This is a genomic window from Gemmatimonadaceae bacterium, assembly GCA_036003045.1.
In the GTDB taxonomy this organism is placed as follows: Bacteria; Gemmatimonadota; Gemmatimonadetes; order Gemmatimonadales; family Gemmatimonadaceae; genus JAQBQB01.
Map to the genome: position 1 here is coordinate 131,392 of DASYSS010000104.1, position 14,313 is coordinate 145,704.

Consider the following 14,313-nt stretch of genomic DNA (forward strand, 5'->3'; position numbering starts at 1 on the left):
AATCTGCGCCGCGAACCGCCGCCTCGGACAGGGTCATTTCACCCAGTGCCCTATGCGAGACCAGCGGATGTCGGTGATGAACGGCATCGGGCGATCGCTGATCTGCCCCGCGCAGTTGGGGTCGGGATCGCCCGGGCCCGGCACGTACGAGTAGTACACGAACAGCGGCCGCCCGCGAATGTTCGCTCTCGGCACCACGCCCCAGAACCGGCTGTCCTTCGAGCAATACCGGTTGTCGCCCATCATGAAATAGTGATCGGCGGGAATGACGAGCGGGCCCCAGTTGCCGAGCGTGGGCTTCTCGGGCGGCGGCCCGAAGCGCGAGCCTTTTGCTTCGATGCTATGCTGCCAGTCGAAACCTCCCCGTCCGTCCGGCAACGGCCCAGCCACCTGGCTGTTGTCGCCGACGTAATTCGAGGAGCCGAACGATTGCCGCTGTGGAACGCCGTTCAGGCTCAACACACCGTCGCGCATGAGGAGCGTGTCGCCCGGCATGCCGATGAGCCGTTTCACGAGCGTGGGCGTGAAATCGGGGGCGTTGTCCGACTGGTACGGCGAGACGAAGACGACGACGTCGCCGTGGTTCGGGCTCGTGTAGCCCGGCAGATGCGAGTTCGTGAACGGGATGGTCGGACCGTAGGCGAGCTTGTTCACGAAGAGCCAATCGCCCACGAGCAGCGTCGGAATCATGCTCCCCGACGGGATGCGGAACGCCTCGACGAACAGCGTTCTGATGACCAGGTAGATCACGACCGCGCCGAGAATCGACTTGAGATTCTCCCACAGCACCTGGCCTACGGGACGCGACGGTTTGCCGCTCGCGCCGCGCGCCTGGGCGACGACGTTCTTGGATTTCCCGGGTTGAGCGGGCTTTCGGGACGAGGAATTCGAAGCGGGAGAAGATGACTTTTTTGCCATGAGGCGACGAGCGATGGTGGCGGCTTCACGAATCTAGTGCTCCGTACGCCGCGCGCGTCGTTGTCGTTTCCCGTGACGGAAAAGCAGCAGGGGGACGAGCTCGCGGAGCGAGTTCGTCCCCCTGGCTGAAACGTGCGAAAGGCTACTTCAGGTGTTTGCTGACGAGCTTGGTCATCTCGAACATCGAGACTTGGCCCTTACCGCCAAACACCGCCTTGAGGTTCGCGTCGGCGTTGATCATTCGACGGTTCTTCGAGTCCTGGAGGCCGTTCTTGCGGATGTAGCCCCAGAGCTTCTTGGTCACTTCGGTGCGGGGCATCGCGGTGCCGCCAACGACCGCCGTGAGCGTCGCATCCGGCTGCACGGGCTTCATGAACGCGGCGTTCGGTTTGCGCTTCTTCGCGGCCGGCTTCTTCGCGGCGCGCTTGGCCGGTCTCTTCGCGGCTTTCTTGGCGGCCTTCTTCGCCTTCTTCTTTGCAGCCATTCTCACTCCCGGTAGATGGAATGGGCGAGGATCTTCCTCGTGAGAACGGGCGATTCTCCTATGAAAATCGCCCGCCTTCGAGGGCGAAAAGTATAATCCTCGGCGCAGGACGCAATAGGGAATTGCGTCGTTTTCCCTCTGAGAATCCGAATTTTTCAGAGGGAAACAGTCACTTGAGACGATCGTTCAACCAGTCGGCGATCGCTCCGAGCACCTCTGGCCGCACGTGCAGCGAAGGCAGTTTGGTGTAGCGCAGAGCGCCGCTCGCGTCGGCGAACGCACCGCTGGAGTCGGCGAGAAACAGGTGATTCGTCGCCGGGAACATGCGCACGGTGACGTCACGGTTCCCTCCCGCGCGAAACGCGTCGGCGAGCAACCGCGCCTGCGCGGGCGGCACTTGCCGGTCGGTTTCGCCCTGGAGAATCAGCACCGGCGTCTTGACCTGACGCGCCGCCGTCGTGGGATCGTAGGCGAGGAAAAAGCCCAACCATCCGCCCTGCGCGCCCAGCGAATCGACCGAGCGCCCCGCCTTGGCGAGCGCCGAATCCCGAGTGGGGCCGCGCAGGTGCGCCACGCTGTCGATGACGTAGCGGTTCTGATCCATGACGATCTCGCGCCCCTTGGATGCCGACCCCGCCATCAGCACGAGCCCTCGAAGCTTCGGGTCACCGACGGCGATCATGGGAGCGATGATCCCGCCTTCGCTGTGTCCCACGATGCCGATGCGGCTGCCGTCGATTTCAGGGCGGCTGCGGAGGTACGCGATCCCCGTGCGAATGTCGTTGGCGAAATCGGCGCTCGTCACGGAGGCCGGTCCCGCGTCCGACGCACCGACGCCTCGATCGTCGAGACGAAGCACGGCGATGCCCCGGCGGCCGAGCGTGTCGGCAAGCTCCCGGAATGGGCGATATCCGGGAATCGCCCCGGACTGCTCGTCACGGTCCTCGGGCCCCGAGCCCGTGATCGTGATGACCGCCGGCACCTTCCCGCTCGGACGAACCTTCGGAATCGTGAGCGTCCCCGCGAGATGCAGCTCGGTCGACGTCGTGACGACGACGTCCTCCGCGACGTACGGCGCATTGGGAGGCGCCGAGTAGTTCGTCGCCGGCGCCGCGCTGATCGCGCCGAGGGCCGCTCCTCGCGCGATGCGAATGCCCTGGGCGGGAATCACGCCGCCGAGCACGCGGCCGGTCGGCGACACGGCGAGATCCATCGTGACGCCGGCGTACGCCACACGCACGGAATCCGCGCCCACGCGGGTCACGGTGCCGGCCAGCGGCTGGGGCGCGCCGATGACGAAGATCATCACCGAGGCCGGATCGCCGCCGATCGCGCGGGCGCGCATCACGATTTGCTCGATGAAGCCGACCGCGGGGTTCACGATGGCGAGGGCGCCGGAAATGCTCGGGATCTTTGCCGGCGCCGCGTTTCCGATCTTGGCGACCACGCTGTCGCCGTCGATCGTGAAAGTCGCCGGATCGCCGGTCCCCTGCGACGAGCGAAAGGTTCGCAAATCCAGATGCGTGACGAGCGCGGAGCTGTTGAGCGTCGCGTCGTAGCTGACGCGAACGTTGCGCAGCCGGTCGCGAAATTCGCCGGACAGCTCCGTCGGCGTTCGGCTGTCGCGCTCCTCGAAGATCGTGTCGCCGCGGAGAAGGAGATAGAACGACGCGCGCTCCGGGCCAGGCTGCTGCGCCGGGAGGAGATGCGCCGCGGCGGCAAGCGCCAACGGCAGCATGGTCGCCGGATGACAGGATCGAAGTCTCATTTGGCGGTCTCGTGTTTCCACACGAAGTAAGAGTAGGCAATCAAGCCGAGCGACATCGCTCCGGCGACGACGATGAACGTGACGAACGCGACTTCGGCGGCGAAGAACGACGAGACGATCGCCAACACGCCGATCAACGTCATCACATAGCCGCCCACACGGTGCGTGCGCTCCCAAACGCGATCGTTGCTCAGCGTCCACGGCGTTCGAATGCCGAACCACCAATTCGGCTTGGCCCTTGGCAAGAGATTGCCGATGGCGACGAAGAACACGCCAACGACCGCCGGCATGAGCCGAATGAATGGAACGCGGCTGCCCATCGTCCCCGCGAGGAGGAGAAGATGGAGCGTGGTGACCATCGTGAGGATCAGATTCACGACGAGATCGTAGGTGTCCTGCATCTTCGCGTAATTGGCGCGGCGCGGATCGATTTTCGGCAGTCCGCGCAGGAGGCCCCAGAGCGCGAGGATCATCACCGGAACGATCACGGTTGGGACCCAGCGCGGTCCGTAGGCGTTTGGATTGCCCCGAATGTCGAAGTGGGTTGGCACGCGGTCGGGCAATCTTGGATAGACGACGATCGACGCGATTGTTGCGATCGCGACGAGAAGGACCGGGTACCACTTACGCATTGCGCCTGCCTCCGGGCTTGCCGCGCGGCGGCTTCACCCAATCGAGAATGTGCTCGACCAGGTCGTCGAACACCGTGGTATTGAGCTCGTAGACGATCTGCTGGCCCTGACGCTCTGAGCGCACCAGCTTGGCCTGTCGCAGCTGCGCGAGATGCCGGGACACGGTCGGCCACGCCGTCGTGAAGTGCTCGGCGATCTCCCCCGACGTGCGCGGTCCGTCGCGCAGGAGTCTCAAGATCTCCCGTCGCGTCGGGTCGGCCAGCGCTCTGAACGCGTCATTCATCCGCAGGCATCCGTTGCATACTTAGCTAAGTACGTAAGCATTTGCGGCGAGGTTTCATCGTTCAACGATGGGCTCCCTCTCGCGCACGGAGTTCGTCTCGCGAATCCGGCCTAGACGCCCGCTCGGAGCCCAAAAGCTCACGCGCCAGGGCGGCCCTAACCGACCAACGACTCGAGCAGAGCCAGCATGCGGACGTCGTACGGATCCGGCGAAGGGTCTTCGCCGTCGATCTCCTCGTTCTCCTGCGGCGTCTCCAGCACGAGCGGGATTCCCAGCGAACGCCTGTCCTTGAGCAGCGCGCGAAAGGGTTCGACGCCGACGTGGCCTTCGCCGATCAGCGCGTGGCGATCCTTGTTCGATCCGAGCGGGTTGGCGCTGTCGTTCATGTGGACGAATCCCGGCGGCTCGCCGGTGGCCTGCTCGAATTCGTCGAGCGCGCGCGTCATGCCGTCGTTCGCCGTGATCTCGTAGCCAGACGCGAGCAGGTGGCACGTGTCGAGACCGTAGCCCGTGCGAGCGCGCAGCTCCTTGGGAACGTGGCGAAGGATCGCCGCCACCTCGGCGGCCGTCTTGGCGAACGTGCGACCGGCGCCGGCGGTGTTCTCGACGAGCACTCGCGTCCTGCTCGTCGGTACGGTTTGCAGCGCGTGCACGATCGCTCCGGCCACGCGCTCGGCCGCGACCTCACGATCGTCGTCGAGCGCGGCGCCGGGATGGAAGCACACTACGCCAAGGCCGAGCGCGGTAGAGCGCTCGAGCTCTTTGGCGAGACCGGCCTTGGCGCGCGCGTACTTCTCCTCCTCGTGCGTCGCCGTGTTCAGGACGTACGCGGCATGCGCGATCACGTTCGCGGGGTCGATCTTCGTCTCGGTGAACGCCGCCTTCGCGCGCTCGACGCGGTCGGGCTTGATCGACGCTTTGTCGCCGTAGTACATCGGCAGCGTCGTGAAGAGTTGCATCGCCCGCATGCGACCGGCCCCCGCGCGCCGAATCGCCATGTGGAGGCCGCCGTTGTTGCTCGTGTGCGCGCCGAAGAGGTGCGTCATTTGAGTCGTCCCACGCGCACCACGCGGGAATTCGCGGAATCGGCGCCGCCCGCCGCCATCCATGAGACGGCCACGTGATCGCCCGCAAGAGCGACGTCCGGATCGCGGCCGATGTCCACGTCGCGCGATGCGGGAACGTGCCAGCCGAACGTGTGCCCCTGATCCTCCGAGATCGCGACGTTGATCCGGCGCCGCGTCCCGTTCGCTTCTTCGTACGCGACGACGACGCGTTGATCCTGCGCCGCGATCGCCGTCGTCACGACACGCTCGCCGTAGACGACCGGTACCGGCTCGTGCACCATGCCTCCCATCGTGTGCGCGAAGAACACGCCCCGGCCCTCCGGGGCGTGCAGCGAGTAGGCGACGAACACGTCGTCGCCGACGGTCGTCACCGAGGGAGCCGGACGGTCGCAGCCGGCTTTGCTCATGTCGGTGGTGTCCACGGCAAGACGCTTTGCCTCCGCCCAATTCCCGGTCGGTGTTGCGCTCGACACGAACAGCGTCGCGGCGCTGTCGGCTCGCATGCCCCACCATGCCGCGAAAACGTGCACTGTCCCCCTCACGCTTCGTACCGAACCCGGGCACACCACGACGTTGCTCGCGGAGATGGCCGCCGGCGGACTCGCCGCGGCGACGACGCTCGCGTGGCCGTTCGAATCGACCGTGAGACGCCCGAGTGTATCGGTCCGCGCCAGCTCGGCGGGGTCTTTCCACTCGATCGGCGCCTGGTCGCACGCCACGACCGCGCCGGCGAGCGCGGCAGCGGAGAAGAATCGGACAACGTGATGGACGCGCATGTGACGGGACGTTAGCGCCGACGCGGAAGGCGCAGAAGGGCGCTAACTTTTTGGCATTCCTTCCCTGGCCACAATGTCGTCAACGACTGCCGCTCCAACCCCCGCCGTCCGCGCCGCCGCCGAATCCTCGCAGGCCGTCGAGACGGTACATCCGCACTCCCCAGCCGTTGCGGGGTTCAACGGAACACGGCGCGTTCCCGCTCCAGTGAACGAGCCGGTGAAGACCTACGCGCCCGGAACCCCCGAGCGCGCGGCGATCAAGAACCGGCTCACCGAAATGGCGAGCGAGCGGATCGAGATCCCGATCATCATCGGCGGGAAGGAGTTTCGCACGGGTGAGACGGCGACGTCGGTGATGCCGCACAATCACCGCCACGTGCTGGCCGACTACCACAAGGCGTCGGCGTCGAACGTCCGCGCGGCGATCGACGCCGCGCGTCACGCCCGCCGCGAGTGGGCGAACTGGGCATGGGAAGACCGGGCCGCCGTGTTCCTGCGCGCCGCGGAGCTTCTGGCGACGACGTGGCGGCAGACCGCCAACGCGTCGACGATGCTCGGCCAGTCGAAGACGGTTTTCCAGGCGGAGATCGACTCGGCGTGTGAGCTGATCGACTTCTGGCGCTTCAATCCGGCGTATGCGCAGGAGCTCTACACGGAGCAACCGCTGTCGACGCCGGCGATGTGGAACCAGCTCGACTATCGTCCGCTCGAGGGGTTCGTCTACGCGGTGACGCCGTTCAACTTCACGTCGATCGGCGGCAACCTCCCCACGGCTCCGGCGCTCATGGGCAACACGGTCATCTGGAAGCCGGCGTCGAGCGCGATGCTGTCCGCGTACTACCTCATGCGTCTCCTCGAGGCCGCCGGGTTGCCGCCGGGCGTCATCAACTTCGTCCCGGGCGACGCAGCTGAAATCTCGAACGCGCTGCTGGGCCACCGGGACCTGGCCGGCGTGCACTTCACGGGCAGCACCGCCGTGTTCAACAGCATGTGGCGGACGATCGGCGCGAACATGTCGCAGTACGCGACTTATCCGCGCATCGTCGGCGAGACCGGCGGCAAGGATTTCATTCTCGCCCATCCGTCGGCCGACCCGCAGGCGCTCGCCGTCGCCATCGCGCGCGGCGCGTTCGAGTTCCAGGGCCAGAAGTGCTCGGCGGCGAGCCGAGTCTACGTTCCGCGCTCGATGTGGAAGGACGTGCGCGACCGCGTCGTCGCGATGATGGACGACATGCGGATGGGCGACATCACCGACTTCCGCAACTTCGTCGGCGCGGTGATCGACGAGAAGGCGTTCAAGAAGATCAGCGAGTACGTCGAAGACGCGCGCGCCAACGCGACGATCATCGCCGGCGGCAAGACGGACGGCACCGAGGGCTACTTCATCTCGCCCACCCTGGTTCAGGCGAAGTCCCCCGAATACCGGCTGATGTGCGAAGAGATCTTCGGCCCGGTCGTGACGGCATACGTCTATGACGACGCGAAGTGGAACGAGACGCTCGAAGTCATCGACCGTACGTCGCCATACGCGCTCACGGGCGCCGTGTTCGCGAACGACCGCGCGGCGGTGCGTGAAGCGTCGATGGCGCTGCGCAACGCCGCCGGAAACTTCTACGTGAACGACAAGCCGACGGGCGCGGTGGTGGGACAGCAGCCCTTCGGCGGCGCGCGCGCGTCTGGCACCAACGACAAGGCAGGGTCGAAGCTCAACCTCGTGCGCTGGGTGAGCGCGCGGGCGATCAAAGAGACCTTCTCGCCGCCGCTCGACTACACGTACCCGTTCATGGCAGACAAGTAGGCGGCCGGTGGACCGGTAGACCGGTGGATCGGTAGACGCGGAGGATCGCCTACTCCTCGCGCAACGAGACCATCGGGTCGGCGAGGCTCGCGCGGCGCGCGGGGATGTACGATGCGGCCAGGCCGATCACGCACATCGCGACGACGACTCCGCCGAGCGTGAGCGGGTCGCCGGGCGAAACACCGTAGAGGATGGAGCGCATGACGCGTGTCGCGGCGACGGCGCCCACGACGCCGAGCAGTGCTCCAAGGCCTGCTAGGCGAAGGCCCTGCACCAACACGAGCGACACCAGCGCGCTCGATTCGGCGCCGAGCGCGCGCCGAATCCCGAACTCGCGGACGCGTTGGGCGACACCGTAGCTGATCACACCGTACAAGCCGATCGCGGCGATTAGCACCGCGGCGCCGGCGAATCCGAGCATCAATCCGGAGATCAGCCGGTCGGGCGCAACGTCCTCCGCGATCACTGCCTCCATCGTCGCGACGCGCGTGACGGCGAGGTCGCGATCGAAATCGCGAATGACACGCTGGGCCGCTGGAGCGACGTCGAGCGGATTTCCGCGGGTCCGGATGACGAACTGCGCTTGTCGCCAGGGCCACTGCGCGATTGGCCGGTAGACCTCGCCGGGATACATCGCGACCGTGCGATTCCGCGCGCCGTACCGAGTGTCGCCCGCGATTCCGACGATTTGCCAGTAGAGCGAATCGATTTTGATGTACTGTCCGATCGGGTCCGCGTGCTCAAAAAAGCGGCGGGCGACCGTCTCGTCGATGACAGCGACTCGCTGGGCGTCCGGTCGATCAGCCTCGGTGAAGGCGCGTCCGCGCTTGATCGGAATCTCGAGCGTCGAGAAATAGTCGGCGCCGGCGGGAATCATGCGCACGCTGTAGCCGTGTCCCGGCCGTTCCGACTCGGTGCCGCGAATGCCAAAGCCGTTCGTGCTGGCCGCGTGCGTGTACGGCGCACCGTACACCGGCGCTGCTCGTACGACCCGCGGTAACGCGGCGAGAAGGCGCGCCAAGCGCTCGAACTTGAGCGAATCCGGCGGAGATGCGTCGCCGGGCGCATGAGGCGGTCCGGTCACTCGAAACGTGAGCACGTGATCGCGGCGAAAGCCCGGCTCGACCGAGTGCAAGTTGCGAAGCGTTCGCGCGAGGAGACCCGCGGCCGCGAGGAGCACGATCGCGAACGCGACTTCCGCGACGACCAGCGCTCGTCGCATGCGCGAAGCGCCGCCGGCCGACGTCGCGTTTCGGGCGCCGTCCTTGAGTACGTCCACCAAAGCGGGGCGTCCAAACCGCCAAGCCGGCCAAAGACCAATGACGAGCCCCGTGATCGCGCCCGTCCCGAGTGCGATGAGCAACGATGGGACGTCCATCCGCATCGACGGCCAGTTGGGAAGGAGCTCAACGATGAAGGAAGGCATGGAGTCGCGCACGGCGCGCACCGCCGCCGCGGCCACCGCCGCACCTACGGCCCCGCTGGTCAAGGTGACGAGGACTGTCTCGGTGAGCAGCTGACGGGCGATGCGGCCACCGCTCGCTCCCATGGCGGCGCGCACGGCGATCTCCCTTTGGCGAACGGTGAGCCGCGCGATCAGTAGGCCCGCCAGATTGATGCACGCGATGAGCAGCACCATTCCGACGGCGACGAAGAGAAGGAGGTCCTCTCTGAGCTCGCCGCGCGACGGCGACAACCAATCGCGGAACGACATCGCATCGAGCGTCCAGTTTTTCATCGACGCCGGATATTCGACCGCCAGCCGCGCTCCGATCGCCGCCAGCTCGGCTCGCGCCTGCGCGAGCGTCACGCCAGGCCGGAGACGCGCGATGGCGTTGTCGTTCGTCCACGACCGATCACCGGCGTCGGCGGGTCCGAGAATCCGCGGCGCCCACACGACGGTTCCGCGCGGAAACGCAAAACGGTCGGCGACGACGCCGACGACCGTCCTTGGAACCGCGTCGAGCACGATCGTGGAACCGATGATCGAAGAGTCTCCGCCGAAACGATTTCGCCACAGGTTTTCGGCAAGCACGACGACTCTGCGACCGTCGGCCGACGAATCCGCCGGGGTGATCGTTCGGCCGAGCATCGCGGGCAGACCGAGCACGTGGAACATCGCCGGCGTGACGAGCGCCCCGTTGATGATTTCCGTGTGCTCCGGACCGCGGAGGATGGCGCTCCAATCGGCGACGAGTGTGACTCCCGTGAGCGTCTTGGACTCGTCACGCACGGTCATGTAGTTGCCTTTCGCCAGACGCCAGCACGCATTGCAGTCGCCACCGGTGCCCTGCGCGACGTGCACCAACTCTTCGGGGCTGGCCACCGACACGTCTGTCTGCGTCACCGTGCGCTCGATGGCGAATATCGTCGTCGTCGCGCCCACGCCGAGGCCGAGGGTCACGATCGTCGCCGCGGTGAAGCCGGCGCTCGCCCGCAGCTGGCGAACGGCATAGCGGAGGTCTTGGCCGAGGTCGTCGAAGATGCGGAGTCCGACCGCGTCGCGGGCGTCGTCCTTGTGGCGCTCGATGCCGCCGAACGTCGCGGCGGCGACGCGTCGCGCTTCGTCGGCGCGTACGCCGCGGCGACTCAACTCGGCGGCTTCCATCTCGATGTGGAAGCGCATCTCGTCATCCATGTCACGCTCGCGCGCGGAGCGCTGGACGAACGACCGGAGCTTTCGCCAGAGAATCATGACGCCTCGAGGACCTGTTCGATGGCCAGCGCAAAGCGGCGCCAATCGGCGCGCTCACCCGCGAATTCTTTGCGGCCCGCGGCCGTGAGCGTGTAGAACTTCGCGCGACGCCCCTCGTCAGACGTGCCCCACTCGGCGCGGATGAGTCCGCGCTCCTCGAGGCGGTAGAGCGCCGGATAGAGCGAGCCTTGGTTGATCTGGAGGACGTCTTTCGACCAGTCGCGGATCCGCTTGGATACTCCCCAGCCGTGCAGCGGCCCGGACAGCAGGCTCTTGAGGATGAGCAGGTCGAGTGTGCCCTGCAGGAGGTCGGCGCGTTCGGTCATAAGCGGTTGGTTGGAGTTGCCTCAACCTTCGACAACAGAATGCATCGCGTGTTGTCGAAGGTCAAGGCATCGAGGGCGGCACCCTCCCCACACCCATTGCGCGTCTATGCCTCGACGTGTATCGTCTGAGGCCGGTCTCGCCTGGAGCGAATGATGGCGCGTGACAAGGGTGATCTGCTGCAAGGCACGCTGACGCTGCTGATCCTGAAGGCACTCGTTGGCCAGGATCTGCACGGCTATAGCATTGCCCGCTGGATCGAGGACGTCACGAAGCAAGCCCTCGCCATCGAGGAAGGCTCGCTGTATCCCGCGCTGCGTCGGCTCGAGGACCGCGGGCTCGTCACGTCGAAATGGACGCTGTCCGACACCGGCCGCCGAGTGCGCGTTTATGCGCTGTCGCGGACCGGGCGAGCGGAGCTCTCGACCGAGGCGACGGCGTGGATGCAGCTCTCGCGCGCCGTGACCCTCGTGCTGCGCGCGGAGCCGTCCCTTGTCTGAGCGCTGGCGACGTTATCTCCGATTCTGGGGACCGGACGTCGACGGCGACATCGACGACGAACTGTCGTATCACGTCGAGCGACTGACCGAATTCTTCGTGTCGCGAGGATTGTCGCCCGAGGACGCGCGGCAAGCGGCGGCCAAGGCGTTCGGCGACGTGAAAGACGTGCGCACCCGGCTGCACGCGCACGACCGCCGCAAGCTGAGCCGATCGAGGAGACAACACATGCTGCAGGATCTCGCACAGGATCTTCGCTACGCGTTGCGCCGCCTGCGCGCCGAGCCGCGCTTCTCGGCGTTCGTGATCCTGGTGTTGGCGCTCGGCATCGGCGCGAACACGGCGATCTTCAGCGCGATCGACACCGCGTTCCTCAAGCCGCTTCCGTTTGCGTCGGCGGACCGTCTGGTCTCGATCGCCGGCCTGGAGCTGCCGCTCGACTTGGCGACGCGACCAAAGTCCTTCGCGACGATGGACGATTTCACGGCGGATTCGACGGTGTTCGCCGAGGTCGCCGCGTACGCGAGCGGCGGCCTCAATCTCACCGCCGGCGGCGCTGAGCCGGAGCGCGTGAAAATCGCGTACGTGACGTCGCGATTCTTCGCGACGCTCGGCAAACAGGCGGCCGTGGGACGCACCCCGGCGCCCGACGAATACGCCAAGGGCGGACCGCCGACCGTGGTGATCTCGCACGGCGTGTGGCAGCGAGAGTTCGGCGGGCGGAACGTCGTGAACCGCACGCTGGAGCTGAACGGTAAGGGCTATCGCATCGTCGGCGTCATGCCCGCGGACTTCGGCTTTCCGGGGCGCACCGAGGTCTGGATTCCGCTCGCGCTGCCGTTCGGCCTCGACATCATGTCGGCCTTTCGGAACTTCGTGCCGTCCGTTTTCATCAGCCGTCTCGCGCCCGCCGCCACCGTCGCGCAGGCGGCGCAGCACGCCGACGTCATCAGAAAGCGATATCGCACCATCAAGCCGGGGGACGATCCAGTCTCGCGGTTGGTGCGTCCGCTGCAAGCGACGCTCGTCGGTGACCGGCAGACCAGCTTGATCGTGCTCGGCGCGAGCGCGGCGCTGCTCCTTCTCATCGCCTGCGCGAACGTCATGAATCTGCTTCTGTCGCGCGCGGCGGCCCGCAGGCGGGAGTTGGCGATCCGTGTCGTACTCGGCGCGACGCGCCTCCGCATCACTCGACAGCTCGTAGTCGAAAGCCTGCTCCTCGCCGCCACGGGCGCGGCGATCGCCGTCGTTGCCGCGCGGTTCGCCGTGCGCATTCTATCGGCGACGCTGCCGCCGAATCTCGCCGACGTGTCGCCGCCCGGCGTCGACGGGCGCGTGTTGGCGTTCACGATGCTCGTCGCGCTGGCGACCAGTTTGGTCTTCGGCGTCGCGCCCGCGCTCGGCGCGTCGCGAACCGATCTCGGTGAGGCGATGAAGTCGGCTGGCGCCGGCGGCGGCGGCACGCGCCGTCGGGCGGCCGGCGCGCGTGGGGGAGGGGCGCTCGTTGTGGCTGAAGTGTCGCTTGCCGTGATGTTGCTCGTCGGCGCTGGATTGATGCTGGAGAGTCTCGACGCGCTGCTTCGCACGGATTCCGGCTTTCGGCCGGAGCGGGTCGTGACGGGGCGTCTCGTTTTTTCGGAAACGCGCTATCCCAATCCGGCCGCCAAGGCGGTGTTCTTCACCCGCGTGCTGGAGCGGCTTCGAGCCACGCCGGGAATCTCCTCGGCGGCCGCGGTAAGCGCGTTGCCGATGGAGGGCGTGGGAAACATCGGTCTTCGCGTCGCGCCGGCGGACGCCCCGGAAGACACGACGAGGATGGGGCTCGGACTGTACCTCATGGCGACGCCGGGCTACTTCGCAACGATGGGCGTGCCGTTGCGCGGGCAAGATCTTCCGGCGTTGTCGGACACCGCGCATCGCGCCGCCGTCATCAATCAGTCGTTGGCGCACGCGTTGTGGCCGGATCGTGAAGCCGTCGGACGCCAACTGTTGTTGGGCGAGGAGCGACGCACAGTCATCGGAGTCGTCGGCGACATACGCACCCGCCGACTCGACGAGACGCCGGACGGTCAGCTGTATCTGCCGATGTCGGAGCAACCCCAGGCGTACGCATCGATCGTGGCGAAGGGCTCCGGCCAGCCGCCGGCGATGCTGGCGGCGCTGCGCGAGGCGGTTCACGCCACCGATCCGATGGAGCCGCTATACTCGATGGCCACGATGAATGACGTCATCGAGACGACCGTGGCGCCGCGGCGCACGAACACGATGCTGCTGGCGCTCTTCGGTTCGCTCGCCGTCGTCCTCGCCGCCGTCGGAGTTTTCGCGGTGCTCTCGTATGGCGTCGAGCAACGCCGCCGAGAGATTGGCGTGCGCGTCGCGCTCGGCGCGCAGCGGGGTGACGTGATCCGATTGGTGGTGAGGCAGGGAGTCGCGCTGGCGGGCGTGGGAGCGTTGATCGGTCTCATCGCGGCGTTCGTGTTGTCGAGATTCGTCGCTTCGATGCTGTACGCGGTGAGCCCGAGAGATCCGCTGGTCTTCGCGGGTGCAGCCGCGTTGCTGGCCGTGGTGGCGCTGCTTGCGACATTTGGTCCGGCGATGCGGGCGACAGGCGTCGATCCGCTGACCACGTTGCGCGAGGAATAGCCACCCGAGAAGAAAAGAGCGCCGGCAAACGCCGGCGCTCTTTGCGCGAAGTCGCGCGGGGATCTTAGAGATCGTCCTCGCGCGAGCGATCCGGATCGCTGTCGGCGAAACGATTGCTCGATTCGTCGACCTTGTCACGCGACTCGTCGACCTTGCGCTCGGCACGGCCGAGCGCGTCCTTCACCTTGCCCTTCATTTCGTCGATCTTGCCCTTGATCTGGAGATCTTTGTCGCCGCTCAGGCCGCCGGCCGCGTCCTTGACGTGACCCTTGAGCTTGTCGGCTTTGCCCTCGATCGAATCCTTGAAGCCTTCTTTTTTGAGGTCGTCTCGTTTCTCGTTCATACTTCCTCCGGTTGTCGAGGCCGTTTGACGTGCCGCCTCGGCCATATCAATGGGCAAGGCAAGTGCCCTCGCTGCCGCTGAGGC

At 66.5% G+C, this 14,313-nt stretch carries 13 protein-coding genes; 3 read left to right on the forward strand and 10 right to left on the reverse strand.

Features of this window, described 5'->3' with window-relative positions; genetic code table 11:
• Nucleotides 1–33 precede the first annotated feature (33 nt).
• The 7 genes from lepB to VGQ44_23170 form a co-directional block, all read right to left on the reverse strand.
• On the reverse strand, nucleotides 34–918 hold the full coding sequence (lepB, locus tag VGQ44_23140; protein HEV8449737.1) for a signal peptidase I: 885 nt from the start codon (nucleotides 916–918) through the stop codon (nucleotides 34–36).
• 142 nt (nucleotides 919–1,060) lie between these two features.
• Nucleotides 1,061–1,402: an SWIB/MDM2 domain-containing protein gene (locus VGQ44_23145; GenBank protein HEV8449738.1), complete on the reverse strand. Its 342-nt coding sequence runs from the start codon at nucleotides 1,400–1,402 to the stop codon at nucleotides 1,061–1,063.
• 169 nt (nucleotides 1,403–1,571) lie between these two features.
• Nucleotides 1,572–3,170, reverse strand: a complete 1,599-nt coding sequence (locus VGQ44_23150; GenBank protein HEV8449739.1) for an alpha/beta fold hydrolase — start codon at nucleotides 3,168–3,170, stop codon at nucleotides 1,572–1,574.
• A complete protein-coding gene (locus tag VGQ44_23155) occupies nucleotides 3,167–3,802 on the reverse strand; it encodes an SdpI family protein (GenBank protein ID HEV8449740.1) in 636 nt (211 codons plus the stop codon). Before VGQ44_23155 ends, VGQ44_23150 begins: the two co-directional genes overlap by 4 nt.
• The gene (locus tag VGQ44_23160; protein ID HEV8449741.1) at nucleotides 3,795–4,085 is read right to left on the reverse strand and encodes an autorepressor SdpR family transcription factor; all 291 of its coding nucleotides are present in this window, start codon (nucleotides 4,083–4,085) and stop codon (nucleotides 3,795–3,797) included. The genes VGQ44_23155 and VGQ44_23160 overlap by 8 nt, the downstream gene beginning before the upstream one ends.
• A 155-nt stretch (nucleotides 4,086–4,240) precedes the next feature.
• Complete coding sequence (locus VGQ44_23165) at nucleotides 4,241–5,131, reverse strand: deoxyribonuclease IV (GenBank protein HEV8449742.1); 891 nt, start codon at nucleotides 5,129–5,131, stop codon at nucleotides 4,241–4,243.
• Complete coding sequence (locus VGQ44_23170; GenBank protein ID HEV8449743.1) at nucleotides 5,128–5,928, reverse strand: hypothetical protein; 801 nt, start codon at nucleotides 5,926–5,928, stop codon at nucleotides 5,128–5,130. Before VGQ44_23170 ends, VGQ44_23165 begins: the two co-directional genes overlap by 4 nt.
• A gap of 73 nt (nucleotides 5,929–6,001) precedes the next feature.
• On the opposite strand from VGQ44_23170, the gene pruA reads away from it, so the two are divergent.
• Nucleotides 6,002–7,726 carry an L-glutamate gamma-semialdehyde dehydrogenase gene (gene pruA / locus VGQ44_23175; GenBank protein ID HEV8449744.1) on the forward strand — a complete coding sequence of 575 codons (1,725 nt, stop codon included), beginning with the start codon at nucleotides 6,002–6,004 and terminating at the stop codon, nucleotides 7,724–7,726.
• A gap of 49 nt (nucleotides 7,727–7,775) precedes the next feature.
• On the opposite strand, the gene VGQ44_23180 is transcribed toward pruA, so the two are convergent.
• Together VGQ44_23180 and VGQ44_23185 are read right to left on the reverse strand one after the other, a co-directional pair.
• The gene (locus VGQ44_23180) at nucleotides 7,776–10,421 is read right to left on the reverse strand and encodes an ABC transporter permease (GenBank protein HEV8449745.1); all 2,646 of its coding nucleotides are present in this window, start codon (nucleotides 10,419–10,421) and stop codon (nucleotides 7,776–7,778) included.
• Nucleotides 10,418–10,747 carry a PadR family transcriptional regulator gene (locus VGQ44_23185; protein ID HEV8449746.1) on the reverse strand — a complete coding sequence of 110 codons (330 nt, stop codon included), beginning with the start codon at nucleotides 10,745–10,747 and terminating at the stop codon, nucleotides 10,418–10,420. The genes VGQ44_23180 and VGQ44_23185 overlap by 4 nt, the downstream gene beginning before the upstream one ends.
• A gap of 153 nt (nucleotides 10,748–10,900) precedes the next feature.
• Here VGQ44_23185 and VGQ44_23190 point away from each other — a divergent pair, with 153 nt between their 5' ends.
• On the forward strand, nucleotides 10,901–11,245 hold the full coding sequence (locus VGQ44_23190) for a PadR family transcriptional regulator (protein HEV8449747.1): 345 nt from the start codon (nucleotides 10,901–10,903) through the stop codon (nucleotides 11,243–11,245).
• Nucleotides 11,238–13,886 (forward strand): ABC transporter permease, encoded by a 2,649-nt coding sequence (locus VGQ44_23195; protein ID HEV8449748.1) that lies wholly within the window; start codon nucleotides 11,238–11,240, stop codon nucleotides 13,884–13,886. Before VGQ44_23190 ends, VGQ44_23195 begins: the two co-directional genes overlap by 8 nt.
• 64 nt (nucleotides 13,887–13,950) lie before the next feature.
• Here the strand turns inward: VGQ44_23195 and VGQ44_23200 are convergent, their stop codons facing one another.
• On the reverse strand, nucleotides 13,951–14,229 hold the full coding sequence (locus VGQ44_23200) for a CsbD family protein (protein HEV8449749.1): 279 nt from the start codon (nucleotides 14,227–14,229) through the stop codon (nucleotides 13,951–13,953).
• Between the last annotated feature and the right edge of the window lie 84 nt (nucleotides 14,230–14,313).

Coding starts and splice junctions, on each gene's coding strand:
- VGQ44_23200 (HEV8449749.1), bottom strand. CDS start 14,229: ATGAACGAGAAACGAGACGACCTCAAAAAAGAAGGCTTCAAGGATTCG.
- lepB (HEV8449737.1), bottom strand. CDS start 918: ATGGCAAAAAAGTCATCTTCTCCCGCTTCGAATTCCTCGTCCCGAAAG.
- VGQ44_23170 (HEV8449743.1), bottom strand. CDS start 5,928: ATGCGCGTCCATCACGTTGTCCGATTCTTCTCCGCTGCCGCGCTCGCC.
- VGQ44_23165 (HEV8449742.1), bottom strand. CDS start 5,131: ATGACGCACCTCTTCGGCGCGCACACGAGCAACAACGGCGGCCTCCAC.
- VGQ44_23190 (HEV8449747.1), top strand. CDS start 10,901: ATGGCGCGTGACAAGGGTGATCTGCTGCAAGGCACGCTGACGCTGCTG.
- VGQ44_23185 (HEV8449746.1), bottom strand. CDS start 10,747: ATGACCGAACGCGCCGACCTCCTGCAGGGCACACTCGACCTGCTCATC.
- VGQ44_23145 (HEV8449738.1), bottom strand. CDS start 1,402: ATGGCTGCAAAGAAGAAGGCGAAGAAGGCCGCCAAGAAAGCCGCGAAG.
- VGQ44_23155 (HEV8449740.1), bottom strand. CDS start 3,802: ATGCGTAAGTGGTACCCGGTCCTTCTCGTCGCGATCGCAACAATCGCG.
- pruA (HEV8449744.1), top strand. CDS start 6,002: ATGTCGTCAACGACTGCCGCTCCAACCCCCGCCGTCCGCGCCGCCGCC.
- VGQ44_23160 (HEV8449741.1), bottom strand. CDS start 4,085: ATGAATGACGCGTTCAGAGCGCTGGCCGACCCGACGCGACGGGAGATC.
- VGQ44_23150 (HEV8449739.1), bottom strand. CDS start 3,170: ATGAGACTTCGATCCTGTCATCCGGCGACCATGCTGCCGTTGGCGCTT.
- VGQ44_23180 (HEV8449745.1), bottom strand. CDS start 10,421: ATGATTCTCTGGCGAAAGCTCCGGTCGTTCGTCCAGCGCTCCGCGCGC.